This is a genomic window from Zhengella mangrovi, assembly GCF_002727065.1.
GTDB classification, from domain to species: Bacteria; Pseudomonadota; Alphaproteobacteria; order Rhizobiales; family Rhizobiaceae; genus Zhengella; species Zhengella mangrovi.
Genome location: NZ_PDVP01000011.1, coordinates 15,890 through 39,070, shown reverse-complemented (window position 1 = coordinate 39,070; position 23,181 = coordinate 15,890). Strand labels below are relative to the sequence as shown.

The 23,181-nt window shown below is 63.7% G+C and carries 21 protein-coding genes and 1 tRNA gene; 15 read left to right on the top strand and 7 right to left on the bottom strand.

Features of this window, described 5'->3' with window-relative positions:
* Positions 1–7 precede the first annotated feature (7 nt).
* Genes CSC94_RS16455 through CSC94_RS16435 form a run of 5 tightly spaced genes read left to right on the top strand, consistent with a single transcriptional unit; the run spans position 8 to position 6,116 of the window.
* On the top strand, positions 8–1,033 hold the full coding sequence (locus CSC94_RS16455; RefSeq protein ID WP_165784467.1) for a phosphotransferase family protein: 1,026 nt from the start codon (positions 8–10) through the stop codon (positions 1,031–1,033).
* A gap of 3 nt (positions 1,034–1,036) precedes the next feature.
* Positions 1,037–2,326: an acyl-CoA dehydrogenase family protein gene (locus CSC94_RS16450; RefSeq protein WP_099307459.1), complete on the top strand. Its 1,290-nt coding sequence runs from the start codon at positions 1,037–1,039 to the stop codon at positions 2,324–2,326.
* A gap of 23 nt (positions 2,327–2,349) precedes the next feature.
* A complete protein-coding gene (locus CSC94_RS16445; protein WP_165784466.1) occupies positions 2,350–3,678 on the top strand; it encodes a 3-hydroxyacyl-CoA dehydrogenase in 1,329 nt (442 codons plus the stop codon).
* On the top strand, positions 3,659–4,435 hold the full coding sequence (locus tag CSC94_RS16440) for an SDR family oxidoreductase (RefSeq protein ID WP_245408390.1): 777 nt from the start codon (positions 3,659–3,661) through the stop codon (positions 4,433–4,435). The genes CSC94_RS16445 and CSC94_RS16440 overlap by 20 nt, the downstream gene beginning before the upstream one ends.
* A 16-nt stretch (positions 4,436–4,451) precedes the next feature.
* Entirely contained in the window at positions 4,452–6,116 is a 1,665-nt protein-coding gene (locus CSC94_RS16435; protein WP_205853334.1) for a long-chain-fatty-acid--CoA ligase, read from the top strand.
* 20 nt (positions 6,117–6,136) lie between these two features.
* On the opposite strand, the gene CSC94_RS16430 is transcribed toward CSC94_RS16435, so the two are convergent.
* Positions 6,137–6,868, bottom strand: coding sequence for a hypothetical protein (locus tag CSC94_RS16430; RefSeq protein ID WP_099307456.1), 732 nt, complete (start codon positions 6,866–6,868; stop codon positions 6,137–6,139).
* 13 nt (positions 6,869–6,881) lie between these two features.
* Positions 6,882–7,601: a TetR/AcrR family transcriptional regulator gene (locus CSC94_RS16425; RefSeq protein WP_099307455.1), complete on the bottom strand. Its 720-nt coding sequence runs from the start codon at positions 7,599–7,601 to the stop codon at positions 6,882–6,884.
* Positions 7,602–7,715: 114 nt separating this feature from the next.
* On the opposite strand from CSC94_RS16425, the gene dctP reads away from it, so the two are divergent.
* From dctP to CSC94_RS16395, 6 genes are all read left to right on the top strand, one after another.
* Entirely contained in the window at positions 7,716–8,708 is a 993-nt protein-coding gene (dctP, locus tag CSC94_RS16420) for a TRAP transporter substrate-binding protein DctP (RefSeq protein WP_165784465.1), read from the top strand.
* Between the two features lie 70 nt (positions 8,709–8,778).
* A complete protein-coding gene (locus CSC94_RS16415; RefSeq protein ID WP_099307453.1) occupies positions 8,779–9,300 on the top strand; it encodes a TRAP transporter small permease in 522 nt (173 codons plus the stop codon).
* Complete coding sequence (locus CSC94_RS16410) at positions 9,293–10,588, top strand: TRAP transporter large permease (RefSeq protein WP_099307452.1); 1,296 nt, start codon at positions 9,293–9,295, stop codon at positions 10,586–10,588. The genes CSC94_RS16415 and CSC94_RS16410 overlap by 8 nt, the downstream gene beginning before the upstream one ends.
* Complete coding sequence (locus CSC94_RS16405) at positions 10,585–11,556, top strand: alpha/beta hydrolase (RefSeq protein WP_099307451.1); 972 nt, start codon at positions 10,585–10,587, stop codon at positions 11,554–11,556. Before CSC94_RS16410 ends, CSC94_RS16405 begins: the two co-directional genes overlap by 4 nt.
* Positions 11,549–12,025 carry a DUF3237 domain-containing protein gene (locus CSC94_RS16400; protein ID WP_099307450.1) on the top strand — a complete coding sequence of 159 codons (477 nt, stop codon included), beginning with the start codon at positions 11,549–11,551 and terminating at the stop codon, positions 12,023–12,025. The genes CSC94_RS16405 and CSC94_RS16400 overlap by 8 nt, the downstream gene beginning before the upstream one ends.
* Before the next feature lie 143 nt (positions 12,026–12,168).
* Positions 12,169–12,654, top strand: coding sequence for a hypothetical protein (locus CSC94_RS16395; protein ID WP_099307449.1), 486 nt, complete (start codon positions 12,169–12,171; stop codon positions 12,652–12,654).
* A gap of 94 nt (positions 12,655–12,748) precedes the next feature.
* On the opposite strand, the gene CSC94_RS16390 is transcribed toward CSC94_RS16395, so the two are convergent.
* A complete protein-coding gene (locus CSC94_RS16390) occupies positions 12,749–14,446 on the bottom strand; it encodes a winged helix-turn-helix domain-containing protein (protein WP_099307448.1) in 1,698 nt (565 codons plus the stop codon).
* A gap of 115 nt (positions 14,447–14,561) precedes the next feature.
* Here CSC94_RS16390 and CSC94_RS16385 point away from each other — a divergent pair, with 115 nt between their 5' ends.
* Complete coding sequence (locus CSC94_RS16385) at positions 14,562–15,035, top strand: hypothetical protein (protein ID WP_099307447.1); 474 nt, start codon at positions 14,562–14,564, stop codon at positions 15,033–15,035.
* 39 nt (positions 15,036–15,074) lie between these two features.
* On the opposite strand, the gene CSC94_RS16380 is transcribed toward CSC94_RS16385, so the two are convergent.
* Positions 15,075–16,700: a winged helix-turn-helix domain-containing tetratricopeptide repeat protein gene (locus CSC94_RS16380; RefSeq protein WP_165784464.1), complete on the bottom strand. Its 1,626-nt coding sequence runs from the start codon at positions 16,698–16,700 to the stop codon at positions 15,075–15,077.
* Positions 16,701–16,842: 142 nt separating this feature from the next.
* Between CSC94_RS16380 and CSC94_RS16375 the strand changes: the two genes are divergently transcribed.
* On the top strand, positions 16,843–17,586 hold the full coding sequence (locus tag CSC94_RS16375) for a dienelactone hydrolase family protein (protein ID WP_099307540.1): 744 nt from the start codon (positions 16,843–16,845) through the stop codon (positions 17,584–17,586).
* Positions 17,587–17,638: 52 nt separating this feature from the next.
* Positions 17,639–18,052, top strand: a complete 414-nt coding sequence (locus tag CSC94_RS16370; protein WP_099307445.1) for a cupin domain-containing protein — start codon at positions 17,639–17,641, stop codon at positions 18,050–18,052.
* 173 nt (positions 18,053–18,225) lie between these two features.
* Here the strand turns inward: CSC94_RS16370 and CSC94_RS16365 are convergent.
* Both CSC94_RS16365 and CSC94_RS16360 read right to left on the bottom strand, forming a co-directional pair.
* Positions 18,226–18,315, bottom strand: a tRNA-Ser gene (locus CSC94_RS16365).
* A 418-nt stretch (positions 18,316–18,733) separates the two neighbouring features.
* Complete coding sequence (locus CSC94_RS16360) at positions 18,734–20,227, bottom strand: sensor histidine kinase (RefSeq protein WP_099307444.1); 1,494 nt, start codon at positions 20,225–20,227, stop codon at positions 18,734–18,736.
* Between the two features lie 163 nt (positions 20,228–20,390).
* Between CSC94_RS16360 and CSC94_RS16355 the strand changes: the two genes are divergently transcribed.
* Positions 20,391–21,329 carry a lipid II flippase Amj family protein gene (locus tag CSC94_RS16355; protein ID WP_205853333.1) on the top strand — a complete coding sequence of 313 codons (939 nt, stop codon included), beginning with the start codon at positions 20,391–20,393 and terminating at the stop codon, positions 21,327–21,329.
* A 188-nt stretch (positions 21,330–21,517) separates the two neighbouring features.
* Here the strand turns inward: CSC94_RS16355 and groL are convergent, their stop codons facing one another.
* Entirely contained in the window at positions 21,518–23,143 is a 1,626-nt protein-coding gene (gene groL / locus CSC94_RS16350; RefSeq protein WP_099307442.1) for a chaperonin GroEL, read from the bottom strand.
* Positions 23,144–23,181 lie beyond the last annotated feature (38 nt).

Here is a 23,181-nt window from a genome sequence, read left to right as displayed (position 1 = left end):
CGGCGACATGGGACAGGTCACGACCGGCGGCATCGATGCTGCGGCGCTCTCTGCATATCTCTCCGGCATCCTGCCCGGCTGCCACGGCTTGGCGCGGCTGGAGCGGATCGGGGGCGGCTATTCCAATCCCACGTTCTTCGCCTCCTTCGACGGCGGGGCCGATCTTGTCCTGCGCAAGCAGCCACCCGGCCCGCTTCTGCCCTCTGCCCATGCCATCGACCGCGAATATCGCGTCATCCGCGCACTGTCCGGCACGGGTGTCCCGGTTCCGGAGGCTTTGCACTATTGCGGCGACGCCAGCGTGATCGGCACGCCGTTTTACATCATGGAGCGGCTGGAAGGCCGCGTCTTCCATGACAATGCCTTACCGGACCTGACGTCGGCCGAACGCGGCGCCATTTTCGATTCCATGAACGCGACGCTCGCCGCCCTTCACAGCATCGATCCGGGCGCGATAGGGCTGGATGACTACGGCCGGCACGAAGGCTTCATCGATCGCCAGATCGCACGCTGGAGGCGGCAATACGAGAAGGGCATGACCCGCCGGCTGGAAGAATTCGAGACGCTCGGCGAATGGCTGTCGGTCCACAGGCCTGCCGACACCGGCGAGGTCCGGATCGTCCACGGCGACTATCGCCTTGGCAACCTGATGATCCACCCGGTCGAGCCCCGCGTCATTGCCGTCCTGGACTGGGAACTGTCGACGCTCGGCCATCCGCTGTCCGACCTCGGCTACAACCTCATGACATGGATCATGGACAGGAGCGAACATGAGGGCTTGGGTGGCCATGATCTCGTGGCGCTCGGCATTCCCGCGATGCGGGACTACGCGCGCGCCTACATGGGACGGCGCGGCATCGAAGGTGATCTCGACCCGTTCTTCATCGCGCTCGCCTTCTTCCGCCTGTCGGCAATCTTCGAAGGCATCGTCTCGCGCGCCGTCTCTGCTGGCAGGCCGCAAGCCGAGATCGAGGATGTGAAGCGCTACGGACCGGTTTTTGCCCGTCACGGGCTGATGATTGCAGGAGTGTGAACGATGGACTTTTCTTACAGCCCGAAAGTCGAGGAACTGCGCGCACGGGTGCGCGACTTCATGGACACGCACGTCGTGCCGCGCCACCGCCAATGGCTCGCCGAGGCCGCCGAAGGCCGCTACCCGGTTTCGTTCATGGGTGACCTCAAGGCCCTGGCCAGGGAGGAAGGCCTGTGGAACATGTTCCTGCCCCACCTCAAGGATGATGAGCCGGGAACGCGCCTGACCAACCTGGAATACGCGCCGCTGGCCGAGATCATGGGCCGCCTGCTCTGGGCGTCCGAGGTCTTCAACTGCTCGGCGCCGGACACCGGCAACATGGAACTGCTGCACATGTTCGCCACGCCGGAGCAGAAGGAACAGTGGTTGAAACCGCTGCTGAACGGCGAGATCCGGTCCTCCTTCGCCATGACGGAGCCGGACGTCGCCTCTTCCGATGCGACAAACGTGACGACGGTGATCCGCCGCGATGGCGATGACTACGTCATCAATGGCCGCAAGTGGTTCATCACCGGCGCGGTCAATCCGGCGACGAGGATCGCCATCGTGATGGGCAAGACAGATACCGGGGCGGAGACCCATCGCCAGCAGTCCATGGTGCTGGTGCCGTTCGGCACGCCCGGCATGAAAGTGGTTCGCAACATCGCCGTGATGAACCATCACAGCCACGAGAGCCATTGCGAGATCGTGTTCGAGAACTGCCGCGTACCGGCAACGAACCTGCTCGGCGAAGAGGGGTCCGGCTTTGCCATGGCCCAGGCCCGCCTCGGACCCGGCCGCATCCACCATTGCATGCGCTCCATCGGCCAGGCCGAACTGGCGCTGGACATGATGATCGAGCGGTCGCTGGAGCGGAAGACCTTCGGCAAGTATCTCCACGAGCAGGGCGTGGTGCAGGAATGGATCGCCCGCTCGCGCTGCGAGATCGAGCAGGCCCGCCTGCTGGTCCTGAAAGCCGCCTGGATGATCGACAACGTCGGCGCCAAGGCCGCCCGCAACGAGATCGCCATGATCAAGGTCGTCGTTCCGCAGATGCAGCTCAACGTGACCGATCGCGCCATGCAGACCTTCGGTGCCATGGGCTTGTCCCCTGACACCCCGCTGCCCGAACTCTGGACGATGGGCCGTTCGCTGCGCCTTGCCGACGGACCGGACGAGGTGCATCTTCGCTCCATCGCGCGTGGCCAGATCAAGGCGGCCCGCGAACGCAATTTCTCCACCCTGGCCTATTTTTCCACCCCGTCGCGCACCGAGGAAGTGGACATCTGGCCGGGTCGCGACGCCGCCGAATGACACCGGTCACGCAGGAGCAGATCATGGCCGCCGAACCCGCAGGGGATGCGGCGGCCTATCTTGCCGGCGCCGCGGCGCTAGCTGCCGAACGCGCGAAACGCGGAAGCGATTCCCGTGTCCGCAAGGTTCTTGTCTGTGGCGCCGGCGCCATGGGCCGGGACATTGCCCTCGCCTTTGCCAATGCCGGCCGGAGCGTCGTGCTGCAGGACATCGTCCCCGAAACGCTCTTGGATGCGCGTCGCGGCATCATCCGGTGGCTGGATGCGCAGGTGGACAAGGGACGCCTGTCGGCGGTGACGGCGAAGTCGCGCATGGCAGCAATCCAATTTGCCGGCAAATTGATCCCTGATGCAACGCTCGACATGGTCGTAGAGGCCGTGCCGGAAGACCTGGCACTGAAGCAGCGGATCATGGCGACGCTGGCAAGGCTCGCGCCGGGCCAGGCCATTCTCGCCACCAATACCTCGACCCTCGACATCGATGCGATTGCCGCAGCAACCAATTCTCCGGACCGGGTCATTGGCACCCATTTCTTCATGCCCGCTCAGGTCACCCCGCTCCTCGAACTCGTGCCGGGCAGGCAGACCGCGCCGGACCTCGTCGACGACGTGATGGCGCTCGCCCTGGCGATGGCTAAGACGCCGGTGATCGCCGGCAATGCGGACGGCTTTATCGGCAACCGCCTGTTCGATCGCTTTCACCAGGAGGCCATGTTCCTTCTGGAGGAAGGCGCTTTGCCGGAACAGGTGGACGCGGCGCTGGAACGGTGGGGCTATGCGATCGGGCCCTTCCGGACGCTGGACATGATCGGCAACGACATTCCCTGGACCGTGCGCAAGGCACGGCTCCAGGCAGACCCGGATCGCATTCAGCCGCTGATTGGCGACATCCTCTGCGAACGCGGGTGGCTGGGACAGAAGTCCGGCGCCGGCTGGTATCGCTATGGCCTCGGGTCACGGCGTCCGGAACCCAATCCCCGGGTTCACGCGCTGATCACGCAGGTCGCCGGCGCCGGACGCCGCCATGTCACCGCTGAAGAGATCGTCGCGCGCTGTGTCGCCACCGTCATCAACGAGGCGGCGAAGATCCTGGACGAGGGACTGGCGGTCCGCGGCTCCGATATCGATGTCGTGCAGGTCAAGGGTTACGGCTTTCCCGCCGCGCGTGGCGGACCGATGCACTTTGCCGATGAAGTCGGGCTCGGGCGGATCATCGCCCTGATGGAAGACATCAGGCGCAAGGCCGGCTGGAAGGCGCCGCTCTGGCAACCCTCGCCGCTGCTGGTAAAACTCGCCGCCTCCAACGGCAGGCTGAGCGAATGGGAGGCGTATCGTGCCGAACAGACTGTTTGACCTTTCCGGGCAGACCGCCCTGGTCACGGGCGGATCGCGGGGTCTCGGCCTCCAGATCGCCGAAGGCATCGTCGAGGCCGGCGGGCGCGTCGTCCTGACGGCACGCAAGCAGGGCGAACTCGACACCGCCGCCCGTCATCTCGAGGCACTGGGAGGACAGGTGGCAACCATTGCCTGCGACCTGCAGAAGCTGGAAGGCATCGAGGCGGTGGTCGACAGAGCGCTCGCCGCCTTCGGCGCCATCGACATGCTGGTCAACAATGCCGGGGCGAGCTGGGGCGCGCCGATGGTGGATTACCCGCTGGAGGGATGGATGAAGGTCATGACCCTCAATGTTACCGCGCCCTTCATGCTGACCCAGGCCGTCGGGCGCAAGGCCATGATCCCGGCCGGGCGCGGCAGGATCCTGAACATCGCCTCGATCGGCGGGCTGCGCGGCAATCGTCCCGACATGGAAATGCACACCATCGCCTACAACACGTCGAAGGCGGCGATCATCAATTTCACCCGCGCGCTGGCCAGTGAATGGGGAAGGCACGATATCAACGTGAACGCCTTGTGCCCGGGGTTCTTCCCCTCGAAAATGTCGGCCGGTCTGCTGTCGGACATCGAGGAAAGGCTTCTGCCTGCCGTGCCGCTGGGGCGTCTGGGCGGCGAGGCGGACCTGAAGGGACCGGCGGTCTTCCTGCTGTCCGGAGCCGCGCGCCACGTGACCGGCCAGGCCCTGGCCGTGGACGGCGGCGCAAGCGCAGTGTGACCGGGAGAGGCATGCCATGGAAATGAAGCCGCAATACAAGGTCTGGCCGCACGGCCTGCCCCACAAGATCGCCCGGCCGACGGGAACGCTCTACGAGAACCTGGCGGCCACCGCCGGTCGCGTGCCCGGCAAGACCGCCATGGTCTTCTACGACACGGAGATCACCTTCGCCGAACTGCACCGCACCGTTCTGGCGATCGCGGGATGGCTGCAGCAGGAGGCCGGCGTCAGGCCAGGTGACCGGGTGGCGATCTATGCGCAGAACTGCCCGCAATACGTGATGGCCAGCTACGGTATCCTGCGCGCCGGCGGCGTCGTCGTGCCGGTCAACCCGATGAACCTCGCCGACGAAGTACGCCACATGCTGGAAGACAGCGGCGCGGTGGCGCTGTTTGCTGCCCGGGACCTGCTCGACCATGCGCTGGCAGCGTCCGACGGAACGGCTGTCCGCACCATTCCCGTGATCCGCTACGCCGATTACCTCGGCGACGGCGGCGGACTGGCCATCCCGGACTTTCTGACAGCCGCACCTGAGGAACGGGAAGACCCTCGGCTGCAAAGCTGGGCGGATATCGTCGGAGCCGGGCTCGAGCCGGCGCCTTATGACCGCGTCACGGACGATCTCGCCTTCCTGCCCTATACCTCCGGATCGACAGGCCGATCCAAGGGCTGCCGGCATTCCAACGCCACCACCATGCATGCCATTCGCGGCATGTACGACTGGTTCGGCGTGACCGGCGACGACGTTGTGCTGGCGGTCGCACCCATGTTTCACGTGGTGGGTCTCCAGGGCTGCATGAACGCTCCGGTGCAATACGGCGCGACTACGGTGATCGTGCCGCGCTGGGACCGGGACGTGGTGTCCACCCTCATCCAGCGCCATCAGATCACCGCGTGGCCGGCGGTGCCCACCATGGCCATCGACCTGATCGCCAACCCGAAGCTCGCCGACTACGACATTTCCTCCATCCGCCTGATGTTCGGCGGCGGCATCGCCATGCCCGAGGCCGTGGCCGCCAAGCTGAAGGAACTGTGCGGCGTCACCTTCCTGGAGGGCTACGGCCTGACCGAAACCATGGCGCCCGGCACCGCAAATCCGCCGCAGAAGCCCTTGGCGCAATGCGGCGGAGTACCCGGACTGAACACGGACGTGCGGATCGTCGATCCCGACACGCTGGCGACCCTGCCGGTCGGCGACGTCGGCGAGATCCTCATTTCAGGCCCCCAGGTTCTGCTTGGATACTGGAACCGTCCGGAAGCCGACGCCGAATCCTTCGTCACGCTCGACGGACAGCGCTATTTCCGTACCGGCGACCTCGGCCGCCAGAACGACGAAGGCTATGTCTTCATCGTCGACCGCATCAAGCGCATGATCAACGCATCCGGCTTCAAGGTCTGGCCGACCGAGGTCGAAGCCATCCTCTACAGGCACCCCGCCGTGGAGGAAGCCTGTGTCATCGCCTCCAGGGACCCCAAGCGTGGCGAGACGGTGAAAGCCGTGGTCGTCCTGCGCCACGATGCGCCGGAAGTGACCGAGAGCGAGTTCATCGACTGGGCACGCGGGCACATGGCTGCTTACAAGGTGCCGCGACTGGTCTCCTTCGTCGACCGGCTGCCCAAGTCAGGCTCCGGCAAGGTGCTCTGGCGGCAGTTGCAGGACGAGGAAAATACCGCGCACTGAAGCCGCCGCGGGGGGATCCGTCAACCAGCCCCTGCGGGATGAAGGCCGCGGCCCTGTTCCGCCAGCGGCCGGCTCCGGGCGGCCTCATCCGCCGTCGCGGTATAGTGCAGGCCATAGAGATCGCACCGCATGTCCGGCGTTGCGCCATTGGCAATGAGGGCATCCTGGCCAAGCGACGCATCGGTGGCCGCGTCCAGCGCACCCCGGTCGTAGGCCGTGGCCACCACCAGCCAGGGCATGACCTTGTCCTGCCCGCGCAAAGCCTGTTCGCGGGTCATCGGCGGCGGTGGCGCCGGCCGCATCAGGTACGCGCTGACCATGCCGCGCCCCGCCACCAGCTCCTGCAGCACCGCTCCGGCCAGCCAGGCGGAAAGCGCATCTTCCCGTCCGGCTTCCGGATGAAACCGCAGGACCGCAGCCACCGCCCCGAGCCCGAACCCGGCGCTGGCCGTCACATGGCAGAAGCCGCGGACCATGCCGCGGAAACGCGGCATCATCTCGCTTGTCCATGGCGTCGGGTCGTTGAGCCGGTCGAGATAGCCTTTCGAAGTCGCGACATCGACATCGCTTACCTCGTAGGAGACCATGTAGCGCTCGCCGCTTTCCAGCGCGATCCAGCGCGTGGCGCGCAGGAAGCCCGGCACGGACAGACGTTCGTGAAAATGCTCCCGGCTGTGCCAGTCGTCATGATCGGCGGTATCGCCCTCGATATCGTAGAACAGCATCATCGCGGCATCGCTGGTCAGGGCCATGGTCTCTCCTTTGTCAGCTTTGTGCGCCCGGGCCTTCGCAGCGCATCACGTAGCGACAGGCGATATCTCCCACCATCCGCCGGCGGAAGGCAACTTCTTCCGCCGACGACAGGTCGACCCCGAGCGAAAGTCCCGTCGAGATACGATTGGAAACGGCATGGAAGCAGACCGCCACGATGGCGAGGTAAAGATCGAGGATGCGGATGTCGTCGCGCATGGCCCCCTCCGCACGGCCACGCTTCCAGATCGCTTCCAGCGACGCGAGATTGGCGGCTGACCGCTGCCGGACGAAATCCGACTCGCGGATGACCTCGCCGTTGTTCAGGTTCTCCGCCATGACGAGGCGGACGAAATCCTCGTTCTGGCGAAAATTGTCGAACGCCTCCTCGGCATACTGCCGCAGCGCCTGCATGGCTGAAAGATCGGCGGCGGCAGGCGGTTCGCGCCGCCCAACGCGTTCGTAGGCGGCTTCGAGGACCGCCCGGTACAGGCCGCGCTTGGAACCGTAGTGGTAGTAGAGCATCCGCTTGGATGTCTGCGTCGCGGCCGCAATTTCGTTGATGCTGGCGCCTTCGAAGCCGTTGCGGACGAATTCGCGGGTCGCAGCGGCGATGATGTCAGCCCTCGTCTGGGCCACGAGCCCGGCGGCGTCCTGGTCGGCCTCCAGCTTGCGGCGCCCCGGACCGGACCGCCGCGCCTTGATCACAGGACGTGTTTCCCCCTCGCCAGCCATCACTTCGCCTCCCGTCGCCTTCAGCCATAGCCAACGGAAAAGGCGCTTGACAAGATTGCCGCCACGAATAATTGTACCAATAGGTTCATTTAATGCATGAGACGGGAGGAGATCATGCGCAAACTGACGTCCATCCTTGCCGCCGGTGCCGCACTCGTGGCGGTTCAGGCAACGCTGACCCCGGCGCTCGCCGCCGACAAGGTCGAACTGATCTACTCCGACACGGTTTCGGAAAACGATATCCGCTCGACGACCCTGAAGAAGGAGTTCGGCGAGTGCCTCGGCAGCGACTTCGACTTCAAGCCCTATTTCGGCGCGACCCTGTTCAAGCAGGGCACGGAACTGACCGCGATGCAGCGCGGCAACCTCGACATGGGCAACCTGGCGATCTTCGATTTCTACAACCAGGTCCCCTCGACCACGCTGCTTGGCACGCCGTTCCTGTTCCGCGACTACGCCCACATGCGCGCGGTCTACAACAGTGACGTGCTCGATCCCATGCTCAAGGAGATCGAGGACACGGCCAAGGTCAAGATCCTCGCCTTCCCCTACATCGGCGCCCGCCACCTCGGCTACAAGGCAGACAAGCGCGTCATGACGCCGGAGGATCTCAAGGGCATGAAGCTGCGCATGCCGCCCGGCGAAGGCTGGCAGTTCGTCGGCGAGGCCATGGGCGCAACGCCCGTGCCGATCCCCTTCACCGAGGTCTACACCGCGCTTCAGACCGGTGCCATCGACGGCCAGGACAATGGTTTTCCTGCCACCCATTCGATGAAGTTCGACGAGATCATCAACCACATCGGCAAGACCGCTCACCTGATCGCGGCCAACGAGTTCACCATCTCGTTGTCGAAGTGGAATTCCATGACGCCGAATCAGCAGGCCAAGGTGCAATCCTGCGCCAAGAACTTCGAGGCGGCCCTGGACAAGATCACGCTTGACCAGGAAGCCGATCTGGAAGGCAAGATGAAGGCCGCCGGCATCGACGTCTACACGCCGGACAACGCTGCTTTCCAGAGCCATGTGCTCGAGGTCTACAAGGCCTCGAAATATTCCAGGGACTGGCCGGAAGGCCTGGTCGACAAGATCGTCGCCATCGGCAAGTGATGGACACGTGGCGGGCGGCCCGGGTCGTCCGCCACTCCCCGGCCCTGCCAGTTGTTTCCGGAGGGATCCGATGGATCGCCTGCGTTCGCTCGGACAATTGATCGCGCGCTACGGCGAGCATGTCACGGCCTTCCTGCTGGGCAGCATGTTCGTCGTCTTCATCCTGCAGATCGTGTTCCGCTACTTTCTCGACCTGCCGGTGGGCTGGACGGTGGAATGGGTCACCATCGCCTGGCTCTGGGGAATCCTGTTCTCCTTCGCCTTCGTCATCCGCACGGGCGACATGATCCGCCTCGACATCGTCTACAGCGCGGTACCACGCGGCGTGCGCCGGGCCTTCGACGTGTTCACCGGCCTGACCTGCGCTGCGATCTTCGCGATCACGCTGCCCAAGGCCTGGGAATACGTCGACTTCATGAAGATCGAGCGCACCGCCTACATGCGCTGGCCGTTCAACTGGGTCTTTGCCATCTACATCCCGTTCCACGTCGCGGTGATCGTCCGCATGCTGCTGGTCGCCTGGGGCGGGATCACCGGCGGGCGCCTGCCGTCGGAAGTCGTGACGACGCCGGAGACCCACGACTATGACTGACCCGTTCACGCTCGCCATGCTGCTCATCGTCGCCTTGTCCGTCGCCGGTCTCTCGGTCGGCCTCGCCATGATGTGCGGGTCCTTCCTCTACCTGCTGCTCAAGGGCTTCGACCCTTCGCTGGCCACGGAAACCCTTCTGCAGGGCCTGTTCAACGGCTACACGCTCCTGGCCATTCCGCTCTTCATCCTGGCCGCGGACCTGATGAACATCGGCTCGCTCGCCGACCGCCTGCTGGTCTTTTGCCAGGCACTCGTCGGGCGCTTCCGCGGCGGACTCGGCCATGTCAACGTCGTCGCCTCGGTCATCTTTTCCGGCATGTCCGGTTCGGCGGTCGCCGATGCGGTGGGCATGGGCAAGATCATCATCACGATGATGACCAGGGACGGCAAATACACGCCGTCCTACGCCGCGGCCATCACCGCCGCCACGGCGACCGTGGGGCCCATCATCCCGCCGTCGATTCCCATGGTGCTCTACGCGCTGGTCTCCGACCAGTCCGTCGGCTACCTCTTCGCCGCGGGTCTCGCGCCGGGCCTGCTGATGGCGCTCGTCATGGGATTGATGAACTTCGCCATCGCGCGCAAGCGCGGCTTCCCGGTCGATGACGCCATTCCGCTGCGCGACCTGCCTGGCGTCACCTGGCGGGCGCTGCCGGCCCTCATGCTGCCGGTCATCCTGCTTGGCGGCATCTACGGGGGCATCATGACGCCGACGGAGGCCGCCGCCGTGGCCGCCGCCTATGCGCTGGCCATATCCGTCCTGTTCTACCGCTCCGTTTCCTTCAGACAGTTCTGGGACACGTTGAAGACAGGCTCTCGCTCCGCCGGTGCCATCGGTGTGCTCATCGCCGGTTCGCTGACCTTCAACTACGTCATCACGCGGGAAAACATCCCCAACGTCTTCGCCGACTACCTGATGGGCCTGCACCTGTCGCAGACCGGGTTCCTGATCGCCGTCAACATCCTGGTCCTGGCACTCGGCTGCGTGCTCGAAGGTGGCGCCATCCTGCTGATCGTCGTTCCCCTGCTCATTCCCGCTGCCCAGGCCGTTGGTGTTGACCTGGTCCATTTCGGCGTCGTCGTCGTCGTCAACGCGATGCTCGGCCTCATCACCCCGCCCTATGGCCTCCTGCTTTTCATCACCGCCAACATCACCAACCAGTCCATCGGCGCGATCGTGAAGGACATCTGGCCCTTTATCCTGGCACTGCTCGGCGCTCTGGTCATCATCACCTTCGTTCCCGATTTCGTGCTCTACCTGCCCCGCCTGATGGGCTATGCCGGATGAGCCAAGCAAAGGTTCCACCCATGCTCGACCCCGAACTCAAGCCCTTTCTCGACACCTGGACGAAAAGCTGGGCGGTGCTGCCGGAGAACGCCACGCCGAAGGAGCGTCGGTTGCTGTTCGAATACATCGCCGAGAAGATGCGTCTGCCGGCCCCGGCGGGTATCACGCTCGACACGCGCTTCGTCCCTTCGGAAGGACGCAACGTGCTGGTGCGTATCGAGCGGCACGGCGATGGCGGCACGCAGCCATGCCTCGTCTACATGCATGGGGGTGCCTGGATGCAGGGCAGCCCGATGACGCACGCCGATATCACCAGCCGCATTGCCGCGGCCAACCGCCAGACGGTCGTCAGCATCGATTACGCGCTGGCGCCGGAGCACGTCTTCCCCAAGGCCGTCCACGAGGTGATGGACGTGGTCCGCTGGGTCCGCACCCATGCCGCCGATCTCGGTATCGACCCGGCCCGCATCGCCATCGGTGGCGACAGCGCCGGCGCCAACCTGGCCGCCGCGGCCTGTATCGGCCTGCGCGGCAGCGCCGACCTGCCGATGGCGCAACTGCTGGTCTATCCCTGCGTCCACTTCGAGATGTCGTTCCCTTCCTACGTGGAGAATGCCAACGCGCCGTTGCTGCAGGTCGCCGGCATGCCGCGCGTCAATGCCATGTACTGTCCTGACAAGACGAAGTGGACCGATCCGCTGGTCGCTCCCTTGCACGCGGCGAGCCACGCCGGTCTTCCGCAGGCCTTCATCGCCGTCGCCGAGAACGATCCGCTGCGCGATGACGGCTATGCCTATGCCGACAGGCTGCGCGAGGCCGGTGTCTCGGTCGAGTTCGATCCAGGGAAAGGTCTCATCCACGGCTATCTCCGCGCCATGGAGCATTGCACCGCGTCCAGGGAAAAGCTGAAGCGGATGGGCGACTGGCTGGCCGCCTGCTACGCGGCCGGGGTCGGCAGCCATGCGTGACGAAGAAGCGCCGGTGCCGCCGGGACTGGCCCACGTCTTCACCATCCGCGCGGAGATCGATGCGCCGCGGACCAACGGCCCCGGCGTCAACGGCGAGCGCAAGCACATCGCGATTACCGGCGGTTCCGTGGAGGGGCCGCGGCTCGCCGGTCGCATCCTGCCCGGTGGATCCGACTGGCTTTGGCAGCGCCCCGACGGAGTGGCGGAAATCCGGGCGCACTACACGGTCGAGGCCACCGACGGGGCGCTGATCTACGTCCGCAATCTCGGTCTGCGCGTGGCGCCGGACGACATCCGCGAGAAGATGATCGCCGGCGAACCGGTCGATCCCGCCGCGTTCTACTTCCGATCCTCGCCCGTCTTCGACGCGCCGGACGGCCCACATCGCTGGCTGCGCGAAACGATCTTCGTCGCGCGCCTCGCACCGCAAGCCGGCGGCGTGGTGATCGAGGTCTTCAGCGTCGCGTGACGCCACCCCTCTGGCCGGGCAAATGTGTGCTTGGTCCTGCAGGATTGCGGCATCGAAGGACCATCGCGTGAAACAATTCGGCGCCGGGCGCCGTTACGACCAGCAGATGACTTTCACTCTGGCGCGCCCCGGGACGACAGCTCATGGCAATCAACAATGCGGCCCCGCGAGGCGATCTCATGAAGATCGAGATCAGCCCGCAGCGGGTCAACGAGCAATCGATGCACGACGTCGGGCTACAGGGCGCGAACCTTCTGGATGTGCTGGCCCAGTTCGAGGAATTCGGTATCTGGCGGTTCGACCTGGGGGTCGGGCTTGCCTATTTCTCCCGTGATGCCTGCCTGTTGCAGGGCATGCGGCCGAAGACGGGGGCCATGGATCTCCTCCGCCTTGCATCCCACTATCATCCCGATGATCGCCCGTACTTCCTCGAATGCATCGAGGATGCGATTTCCCGGAAATCAGGGTTCCGCTACGTGCTCAGAACGCTCGTGACGGAGGAAGGCGACCAGCCGCGCGTCGTGGAAGTCAACGGGCGCTACCGGCTCAATGACCGTAACGGGTCGGAACTCTACGGAACGATCCGCCAGGTCCGCACCCGCGTCCGGTCCGTGGACCTGAACACCTGAACCTTCCCGCGACCCCGGCGGCGATGCCGCTCAAAGCGCCCGCGGATTGCCCGTCAGGACGTGACGAAGCATGATGATGGGCCACCCAGGCAATTCAACGCAGGGCGGAAGTGCCCGAAGGATGAACGATCCCGCGAACTGTGTTCGCTGCCTGCCGCCGCGCAGTCGGATTGCCGATCGGAATGCCGAGTTCGGCCGCCGTTTTCAGAAGGAGCGTTCCGTTGAAAGCCATGTCCATTCCTTCTCCGAAAACGAAGAAACCTGCCTTGAACCCGGGATTGGTCTCCTTCAGATGGTCGGCCGCACGCCTTGAGGCATCCATGTCGCCGGCTTCGTGATAGGCCACGGCCATGAACAGGCTTCGCGTCACGTAATCCGGCGCATTTCCGAAGGCGGCCGTCGATCCGGCCCAGTCCCGCACATTGAACCGGGCCAGGCCTTCGGCGATCCGGTACCATGGCGGCGGGTCAGGGTTCAGCAGGTAGGCCTTCTCGATCCAGGCGACCCCGTCCTTGCCAAGATCCATCTTGAGGTTTCCATTGAGCGCGGCATAGGCAAGGATATCGGGAATACCCTCCCCTATGGCGGCAGCACGCCTGATCGCGTCGGCCGCGGCCTCGTGATTGCCGTGGCGCGCGAGCAGCCAGGCGTTTTCCATGATCGCCATCGGGTCATTGGGCGCGAGGTCGATCGCCTTTTTCACGGCCATTTCGCGCGTCGCCATGATCTCGTGGAATTGCTCCGCGTCGGTTTCCACCATGGACCGGAGGTTCTGGACGACGGAAAGGGTTGTCCAGGCGGCAACGAACCCCGGGTCGATATCCAGCGCGCGCGAGAGCAGGCGGTGGGCCTCCTCGAACCCCTCCTTGGTAAAACGATGCTTGGCCTGGGTACCGCGCAGGAAAAGCTCGTAGGCATCCAGGCTGCCGGTCGGACGATGGCCGGCCCGGTTGGCATCGAAACGAACGACGGCACCCGACCATTGCCCGCCGAGTTCGGCGGCGGCCTCCTGGGAGACCGCGTATTGAAGGTCAAAAAAATCACCCTGCCGCCCGAGCCAGTTCCTTGACCAGACCAACTGGCCGGAATCGACCTCGGTGAGTTGCACGCTCACCTGTAGCCGCCCGTCGTCCGGCAACAATTGCCCGGTCAGCCGGAACCTGGCAGGACCCGGCTTGTCCGGAAGGTAAACCTGGAGCCACTTGTTGGCCGCGAGGATTCCCGCGATTCCGTTCGCCATGCTGCGCCCGAACAATTGCCAGCGCTGCGAATCGGAAGGGCCTTCAAAGGGATGGATCACCAGCGACGCCCGTTCCACCGCGGAATGACTTTCCCCGCCCGGACCCCCGAATGCCCCGAGGCCGGTCTGGCCCGATCCGGGCAACTGGGGCCAAAGCAGGACGGCCAGGCCCAGGACCGCGAGCAGGGCCAGCCCGCCGCGCCGGCCTGCCACGGGGATGGTGGAAAACCGCCGGCGGGCCTGCTCGGGCGCGACGAACCGGTAGCCACGCTTCGGAACGGTGCGGATCACAACATGCTTGTCGTCACCGATGGCACGCCGGATGTCGGCGATGCATTGGACAAGGCTGTCGTCGGTGACGTGGACGTCCTTCCAGACCGCCGCAATCAAGGCGTCTTTCGTGACAACTTCGCCGCCACTGTCGATCAGCCGCTGGAGCACGGCAGCGGACTGCGCACGCAGGGTGACGGGATATCCGTCCTCTCCGATGAAAGCCCTTGCCGGGTGGTCGTATCGGGCCGCCGGCCTGCCCTTGGACACCAAACCTGCCATTGGGTGCGTTCCCCAAAAATCTGATTTCGGAAAAATATCGTTCCGAATTCAGGACCGTACGTGCCTCCCCGGTGAAACTCATCCGCACTATCGCATTGAAACGGCGGAGGATCAAATGGACGCGCTGGCAGCATTGCTGATGACCTGGATTGCAGAAAACTCCGACTATAGGACAGCTCACCTGCCCGTCCCGGCAATCGTCGAGATGTCGCCGCAGGAACTCACGAGGGAAGCCTACAAGGACAATCCGAAAATGCTTCCCGACGGCGGGATCGATGACCGGATACTGGCGCTATACTCCTTCGAGGACGGGGCCCATGGCACCATCTTCGTCCTGGGAGCGAAATGGACGGACGACGGGTCCGCGCCAGACCTGCCGCCGCAGAGCGACCCGGTGTTCCAGGAGCGGGTGCTGCACGAACTGGTTCACCACGTGCAGCGGGTCACGGGGGCTTACGACCGGTTTCCATGTCGCAACTTCGGCGAACGAGAGGCCTACGATCTGGGCGGAAAGTTCCTCAAGCAGCGCCACGTCCGCGATCCGCTGCCGAACCGGGTCTTCTGGGCAACGATCTACAGCCGGTGCTGACAGGCCCCGGAGCGGAGCTTGCGATGCCGGCACGGTGTGTCAGTTCTCCGGAAGCCCCGCTTTCCTGAAACCGTCCGCGAAGAGGCCACGGTAGGTCGGATCATGGATCGCCGCCGTCTCCAGCAGATCGGACACCGTGGCGGACCGGCCGAGCGCCTCGTATTCCATCGCCATCCATTCCGCTTCGTCGGTATTGCCGGACTGCCCGTAGGTCGCGATCAGGAACCGGTACGGGAAGGGCGCCGTCGGGTTCTGGTCGCGCGCCTGCACCAGCGCCGCTTCCGCCCGGTCGTAGTGGCCGAGGAAGTAGTTCGCCATCCCGTCGGCAAGGTAATACCAGTACGGGGGCAGCGGGTTGCGTTCGAATCCCGACCGGATCAGGGGCAGCGCCTTCTCCGCCTTCCCGTCGAAAATATGGACATTTGCCAGGAACATGTATGCGTCGACGTAATTCGGGTCGAGCGCGATGGCCTTTTCATATTCGGCGATGGCAAGCGGGATGTCCGGCGCGTAGCTGCGCGTGTACAGCCGGCCCAGAGAGAAATGCGCGAACGGAAGATCCGGCTCCAGGCGGACGGCATTCCGGGCGGCGTCGAACGCGGCATCGACATATTTGCCCCGTTCCTGCGTCCACTTGTTCTCGACGCGGAAGCTGTAGACCTGGGCGAGATGCGCGTGGGCCAGGGCAAAGGCCGGATCCTCCCGGATTGCCAGCTTCAGCGCACCTTCGGCCGCGAGATTGGTCTCTTGCGTGTAGAGGTTCTCCAGTTCGCGCCCCCGGAGATAGGCGTCGTGCGCCGCGATGTTGCCGGTGCCGTGTACGCCGAGCCGGTCGCGTTCCGCCGGCGACAGGCGGACCGAAAGCACCCGGACAAGCTTGTCGAGCACATCCTTCTGGAAACGGAACATGTCCGTCGTCGAGCCTTCGTACCGGTCGGCCCAGACATTGGTTCCGCTTGTTCCATCGACAAGCGACGCGGAAACCCGCAAGTCCTTGTCCATCCGCCTGACGCTGCCCTCCAGCACGTAGTCGGCCCGTAACCGCTTGGCGATCTCGCGCGGATCGGTCCCGCCGTGATCGATGCTGAACGTGGTGCCGCGTGACAGCACCCGCAGGTCCGAGATGCGCGAAAGACTGACGATGAGATCCTCGGCCACCCCGTTCGACAGGTACTGCTGATCGGCCTCTCCACTCATGTTGCGGAAAGGCATGACCGCGATGGTGATCGGGGCCCCCGGCGTTTCGGCCTGCGGCCACCAGAGCGCGGCCGCGGCGGCGACGAGCACAAGAAGGACGGCAAGGCCCGGCACGAGGACACGAGCGGTACGGCGGGCCGGCAAGGCCGGTTCCGGCCTGCCCCCTGAAAGCCGGTACCCGGTCTTCGGGATCGTGGCCAAGAGCTGGCTGTCATTCGGACCGAGCGCCTTGCGGATTTCCGAAATGCACTGGACGAGGCTGTCGTCGGTCACGTGCGTATCCCGCCAGACGATGTCCATCAGTTCGTCCTTGGAAACCACGGAGCCCCGCCGCTCGAGGAGCACGTCCAGCACCCTGGCGGTCTGGGGGCGCAGTGCGACCGGCTCGCCGGACGGCGGGATGATCTCGAGCGAAGCCGGACGGAACATCGTCTCGCCGATGGGAAGGTTTCTGTCCGGTTTCGTCATGGTTTCGCTGCGCCTTCGTGACTTTCGGCAAGTCCGTGGCCTGAAGTCTACATGTGACCTGCGCGTCCGCAAGAACACATCGTTCCGAAAGCCCGACATCACTTGGCTGCCGGCGTTGCAGGACAGTTGAAGGAGGAAGACAATGAAAAGACGTCTTGGTTTCGCGATCCTGGCATCACTGGTCGCATTGCCGGCCTTGGCCGGTGACCGCATCGCCTACGCCGTCAACGGGAAGCCGTTCGAAGGCTACTTTGCCTCGGCCGGCAAAAACGCCATCACCGTTGTCATACTGCCGACGTGGAATGGCATCTCCGATTACGAGAAGGATCGCGCGCAGATGCTGGCGGACGAAGGCTACAACGCCTTCGCCGCCGATCTCCATGGTGAGGGAAACCTGCCGAAGACGATGGAGGACAAGCAGTCGGCGCATGACGCGCTCTTCGCCGCCAGGCCGGAGCTGCACGCGATGCTGCGGAGCGCCATCGGGAAGGCACAGGGCCTGGGGGGCGGAAAGATTGTCCTGCTCGGCTATTCCATGGGCGGCGGAGCGGCCATGGAACTGGTCCGCTCGGGCCTGGGAAGCGAACTCGGCGTGGCTGGCTATGCCGTCTTTTCGGGCCGTGTGACCGATCCGGAAAACCGGATGATCCCCGAAGGGATCGCCCCGATTTTCGTCGCCCACGGTGCCGAGGATCGCCGGGTACCCGGATCGGGCCTGCGCAATTTCGCCGATGATCTCGACCTGGCCGGCGTCGAGCACACGATCGAGATCTACCCCGGTGCCGGCCACCTGTTCTCCGCGTTCGGTTTCCCGAACTACGACCAGCAGACCGAACGCCGCAGTTGGGCAGCATTGCTGAAATTCCTCGGGGGTCTGGCCGACTGACCCCGACGGTCACCCCGGCCGGTTCGGCCGAAATCAGGAAAGGATACATGCCATGCAGAAGACATCTTTGATCAATGGGTTCGCCCTCGCCCTCATCCTGGCGACAGGCGTACTCGCTGCATCCACGGTCGGGTCCCGCGCGGCGCAGGCCACGCCCCCTGCCGCGGAATCCCATGTCGCTTCGCCCGATGTCTACAGGGTACTGGCCGAAAACGAGGCGTTGCGGGTGATCGAGGCCGCCTGGCAACCGGGTCAGGAGGACGCGTTTCATTCCCATCCCGCCAACCGCATCACGATCTACCAGACCGCGTGCGAACTCGAGGTCACCGGGGCGGACGGGGCGACTCGTACCGGCAGGCCCAAGGCGGGGACCGCGCGGATCGTCAGCGGCAAAGCGGTCGCTTCGCACAAGGTCAGGAACGCCGGTTCGAAAGCCTGCCGGATCTGGATGGTGGAGATGAAGTAACCGGCGAAGCCGCGGTCATGCCGGACGCACCGGCCCGGACCTGACTGCCCGTGGAACCGGGGCAGCGGAGAATTCCGGATCAAGCCGGACCGCAAGGCCTGTGGCCGCATCTGCGGCCCGGGCTTTCGCCCGGCCGGTCAAAGCCGCGAGCGGCGCGAACTGGCGTGGAAAGATGGCGGAGAGGGGGGGATTCGAACCCCCGATAGAGTTGCCCCTATGCCGCATTTCGAGTGCGGTGCTTTCAACCACTCAGCCACCTCTCCGCTCGTGGTTGACGTCAAACGTCGACGCGGGCGTCTCCATAGCGGGCTGCAACGGCCGACACCGAGCTGGCGGCTCCGCCGTGTTTAAAAAGCCACGTTTGGTCAATGTGCGCCGGGCAAGTGCCTCTCCTCAGATGGAGCCTTACGGCTGCGCCGCTCAGTGAGTTCAATCGAAAAACATGCCATAACCGATCCAAGGGTCCGTCTGCTTCGCCAAAGCCCAGAAATGCGAGAATTTCTAGATTGAACCGCCCCGAGTTTGCCGGAGGCGGTTGCAATAATCTATGCGGCCCACCGGGGGCGGATCAGCCTTAGTTTGACAGATGGGATAATCAATTCGAAGCCTTGCCCCAAGCCTGCCATTGCTGCTTTTGAGTTGGAAGGAAGCCGCGCTCCGATCTGCGATGAAATCCTGTAGTCAATCGTTTATCTCGCTCAAGGGAATCGAGCAGTGGAACTGGTAGCGTTCGCCCAACGCGATCTCCATTGTCCCTCCCCACTTCTGCTCAATCAGCGATCTCTTGAGACGACGACCAAAGCCGGTGCCATGTTGTTTCGTGGGCCGGGTTTCCGGGTCATTCCATTCAAGCTCGAAGAGCCGTGATCCGTCAGACCCTTCAGTCACCTTCCAGGTGATCGAGATCCCGCCCGCCTCGCTTCCAAGACTGCCATACTTGATCGAGTTGGTCGCCAGTTCATGGAGCACGAGGCCGATGTCAAAACACAGCTTGGGTGGAAGCAGGATGTCACGGCCCGATGTTTCGACGCGCTCTTGATATGGCAACATCACCTCGTCGACCAGCTCCTTGAAACGGGTCGGCATCCAGCCGCCCTGGCTGATCAGCCGGTTCGCACGGGAGATGGCGGAGAGCCGCTCGCCGAAGGTCGCGCTCGCCGTTGCCGGGTCTGCATCCTTCGTGAATGTTTGCCGTGCGATGACGCCAACCACCTGCAGTAGGTTGTTGGACCGGTGGGCGATCTCCCTGGTCAGCAGTTCCTGACGTCTCAAGGCTTCGACTTGCCGAGCCGCATTGGCGATAATGTTGGCCAACGATTGCAAAGAACCGGCATCCGTTTCGTCGAATTTACGGATGCGGGTGTCATGGATTCCGAACACCCCGAAGGGCCTGACACCCATGCCCTCGATCACGACGCTCATACCGCTCCTTACGCCGTGCTCTATCAGCAAAGGCGGACCGCTGAAACGGTGCTCGGTCAACAGGTCGTCGACAATGACCGGTCCATGCGCCAGGAGCGTGTATCCGGCCTGCGATTCGCTATCGATGCCAACGGTTGCATTGCCAACGAGCCCGTCCTTCCACCCCAGACCTGCTTTCAGTTCAAGCCTGTCGGCGGCACTTCCAAACTGCAGGATCTTGGTGAGGGGCACGCCGAAAATGCTTGCAGCAACATCGACTGCCCGGTTGAGCACTTCTTGAAAGTCGCTTTCGCCGAGCGCGAATGATCCAAGTTCGGTGATCCCGTCCAGATGCCGGAGCCGCTTTCGCAGTTCTTCTTCCTTGAGGACTTCTTCGGTGACTTCGCGACATGTGCCGGTGAGATACTTGGTTCCATCAACGACGACTGTTGCGCCGCAGGCGTGAATCCAGACCGGCTCACTGTTTCCATGAGGGGATGTGCGGTAGGTGATGTCGTAGGGTTGGTCTGACGCGACGGCCTCGTTGATCGCTGTCCAGACAGCGTCCACATCATCGGGATGGATGTCCTGGGTGAAACTGGCAAGCGTTCCATCGAAACTCCCCGCCGGAAGCCGATGAACCGCTTCGAGATTTCGGGTCCAGTCCAGATGGTTCGTATCGACCTTCCACCGCCAGACACCGACGCCGCATCTCTCGATCGCGTCAAGGAGGGCCGTGCTGTCTTGTAGAAACGGCGTTACGCTTCGATCCATGGCCAGACCAGTCTACACCAAAGACATCGCAAAATTATCACTTGGGAGTCCTTCCGTAAATATCGCTGGCAGGCATGAAAACGGCAGGACGCACACGATCGGGGATCGACAGTGACCTGAACCCCCTCAAGGGCTTTCGAAACCAAACAAGCTCGCCTCCAAAATGAGGCTACAACAGCCAGTCGACATCAATCCGCCCAATTCTGCGCTCGCTAGATGCATTGCAGAGACTGCGTCTGGCGGCGCGCTGGTTTGGCAGGGCAGCACCTCTGAAGATCAGTGGCTCGTGGTGTTGCCTATGGATGTCCAACTCGTTTTCGTGCTCGCGTTCACCTTTGTCATCCACCTGGTTGGGACGCTTGCCTTTGCCTTTCGGATTGCTGGCGTCCGCACCGGGCAAATCGCAGTCGCCTTTTCCTTGTTCAACATCCTAGTTCTGATTTCGAGGACGGCAAACTCGTTTCAAGGACCGTTGCTCGCCAAACGGGTCGAGACGGCGATTGGTTCTCGGCTGACCGCATCCCTTGATTTCGATTTCCTGCTGATCCTGATGATGGCAAGCGTTGCCACGCTCGTCGGTGGACTCCTGATCCCGACCTTCCAGCGGCTGTCATCGATTGCGGTGTCGAACTTCGGTCAACATCGTTCGCTGTTTCGGCTGATCTGCCGGTCGTTGACTCCGCGCGGCGTCTCCATTCTGACCGAGTCGGTATCGTTGCCTCGCTACTCCAGTGTCGCTGCGACCTCGCTCGGCATGAAGGCCCCTTTTTCGATCATCCTGATGAACTTCTTCGCAACAGCGCTGTGGACGGTCGGTGGTCTGGCAGCCATTTACGCCGGCACCCTGCAGCCGGAATTCCGTGTGACCTCAAGTTCATTGTCTGCTGTCATCAACGGTGTGGCGACCATCCTCCTGTTCACGGCCGTCGATCCCTTCCTGGCAGGGATGACCGACGACGTGGTGAAGGGACGTGAAACCGAGGCGCGTTTTCGCCAGGTCGTTGTCTGGATGGTCCTGAGCCGGTTTGCAGGAACGGCGGTTGCACCTGTGCTGCTCTGGCCCGCAGCCCATTTGATCGCGTCCATTTCGACCTGGATTTGATTCAACACACCGATTGTCTTCTTTCTGCGCCTTGGTGACACAAGAAGCGGGAAATTCAATTCGTATCGGATATGTCTCTCACGGCCCTTGTCAGGATGCAGCCCCCTTTTAAGTGGGCAGGCTGTTGAACAACCTACCGGGGTGATCGGGCCCGCCACCTGCACGGCAGCGGGCCCAATGCCGAAAGCTTAGAAGTCCATGCCACCGGGCATTGCCGGTGCTGGCGCATCCTTCTTGGGCTTCTCGGCCACCATGGCTTCGGTGGTCACCAGAAGGCCGGAGACCGATGCCGCGTCTTGCAGTGCTGTGCGCACGACCTTCACCGGATCGATCACGCCCTGGGCAAAGAGATCGCCGTATTCGCCGGTCTGGGCATTCCAGCCCCAGGCGAACTCGTCCTTCTCCCTGAGCTTGCCGACGACGATCGAGCCTTCAGCGCCGGCGTTCTCCGCGATCTGGCGGATCGGCGCCTCGATGGCCCGGCGGACAATCTCGATGCCATATTTCTGGTCGGGGTTGCCGGCTTCGACCCCTTCAAGTGCCCTGGCGGCGCGCAGCAGTGCGACACCACCGCCAGGCAGGATGCCCTCCTCGACGGCCGCGCGGGTCGCATGGAGGGCATCATCCACGCGGTCCTTCTTCTCCTTCACTTCGACCTCGGTCGCGCCGCCGACGCGGATGACGGCCACGCCGCCGGCGAGCTTGGCCAGACGCTCCTGGAGCTTCTCACAGTCGTAGTCCGAGGTCGTCTCCTCGATCTGCGCCTTGATTTGGGCAACGCGGCCCTCGATCTCCGCCTTGCTGCCCGCGCCATCGATGACGGTGGTGTTCTCCTTCTCGATGACCACCTTCTTGGCCCGGCCGAGCATTTGAAGTGTGACATTCTCCAACTTGATGCCGAGATCTTCCGAGATGGCGGTTCCGCCGGTCAGGATGGCGATGTCCTGAAGCATGGCCTTGCGGCGGTCACCGAAGCCTGGCGCCTTGACGGCAGCTACCTTGAGGCCGCCACGCAGCTTGTTGACCACCAGCGTGGCAAGAGCCTCGCCTTCCACGTCCTCGGCGATGATGAGCAGGGGCTTGGACGACTGCACGACGGCTTCCAGCACCGGCAGCATGGCCTGCAGGTTGGACAGCTTCTTCTCGTGAATCAGAACGTAGGGATCTTCGAGTTCGACCCGCATCTTCTCCTGGTTGGTCACGAAATAGGGCGACAGGTAACCACGATCGAACTGCATGCCTTCGACGACTTCCAGTTCGGTTTCGGCGGTCTTGGCTTCCTCGACGGTGATGACACCCTCGTTACCGACCTTCTCCATGGCCTGGGCAAGGAAGCGGCCGATTTCGCTATCCCCATTGGCGGAAATAGTGCCAACCTGGGCGATTTCGTCGTTCTTCGTGATCTTGCGGGCGTTGGTCTTCAACTCGGCGACAACAGCCTCAACCGCCTTGTCGATGCCGCGCTTCAAGTCCATCGGGTTCATGCCGGACGCAACGGCCTTTGCGCCTTCCTTGACGATCGCCTGGGCGAGAACGGTCGCGGTGGTCGTTCCGTCACCGGCGATGTCGTTGGTCTTGGAGGCGACTTCGCGCACCATCTGTGCGCCCATGTTCTCGAACTTGTCTTCCAGTTCGATTTCCTTGGCGACGGAAACGCCGTCCTTGGTGATGCGCGGAGCGCCGAACGCCTTGTCGATGACGACGTTGCGGCCCTTCGGGCCGAGCGTCACCTTCACCGCATCGGCCAGCGTATTGACACCCTTCAGCATGCGTTCGCGGGCGTCGGAATGGAACTTTACTTCTTTTGCAGCCATTGGATCACTCCTTCATAGGCAGCCATCGTTGACTGGAT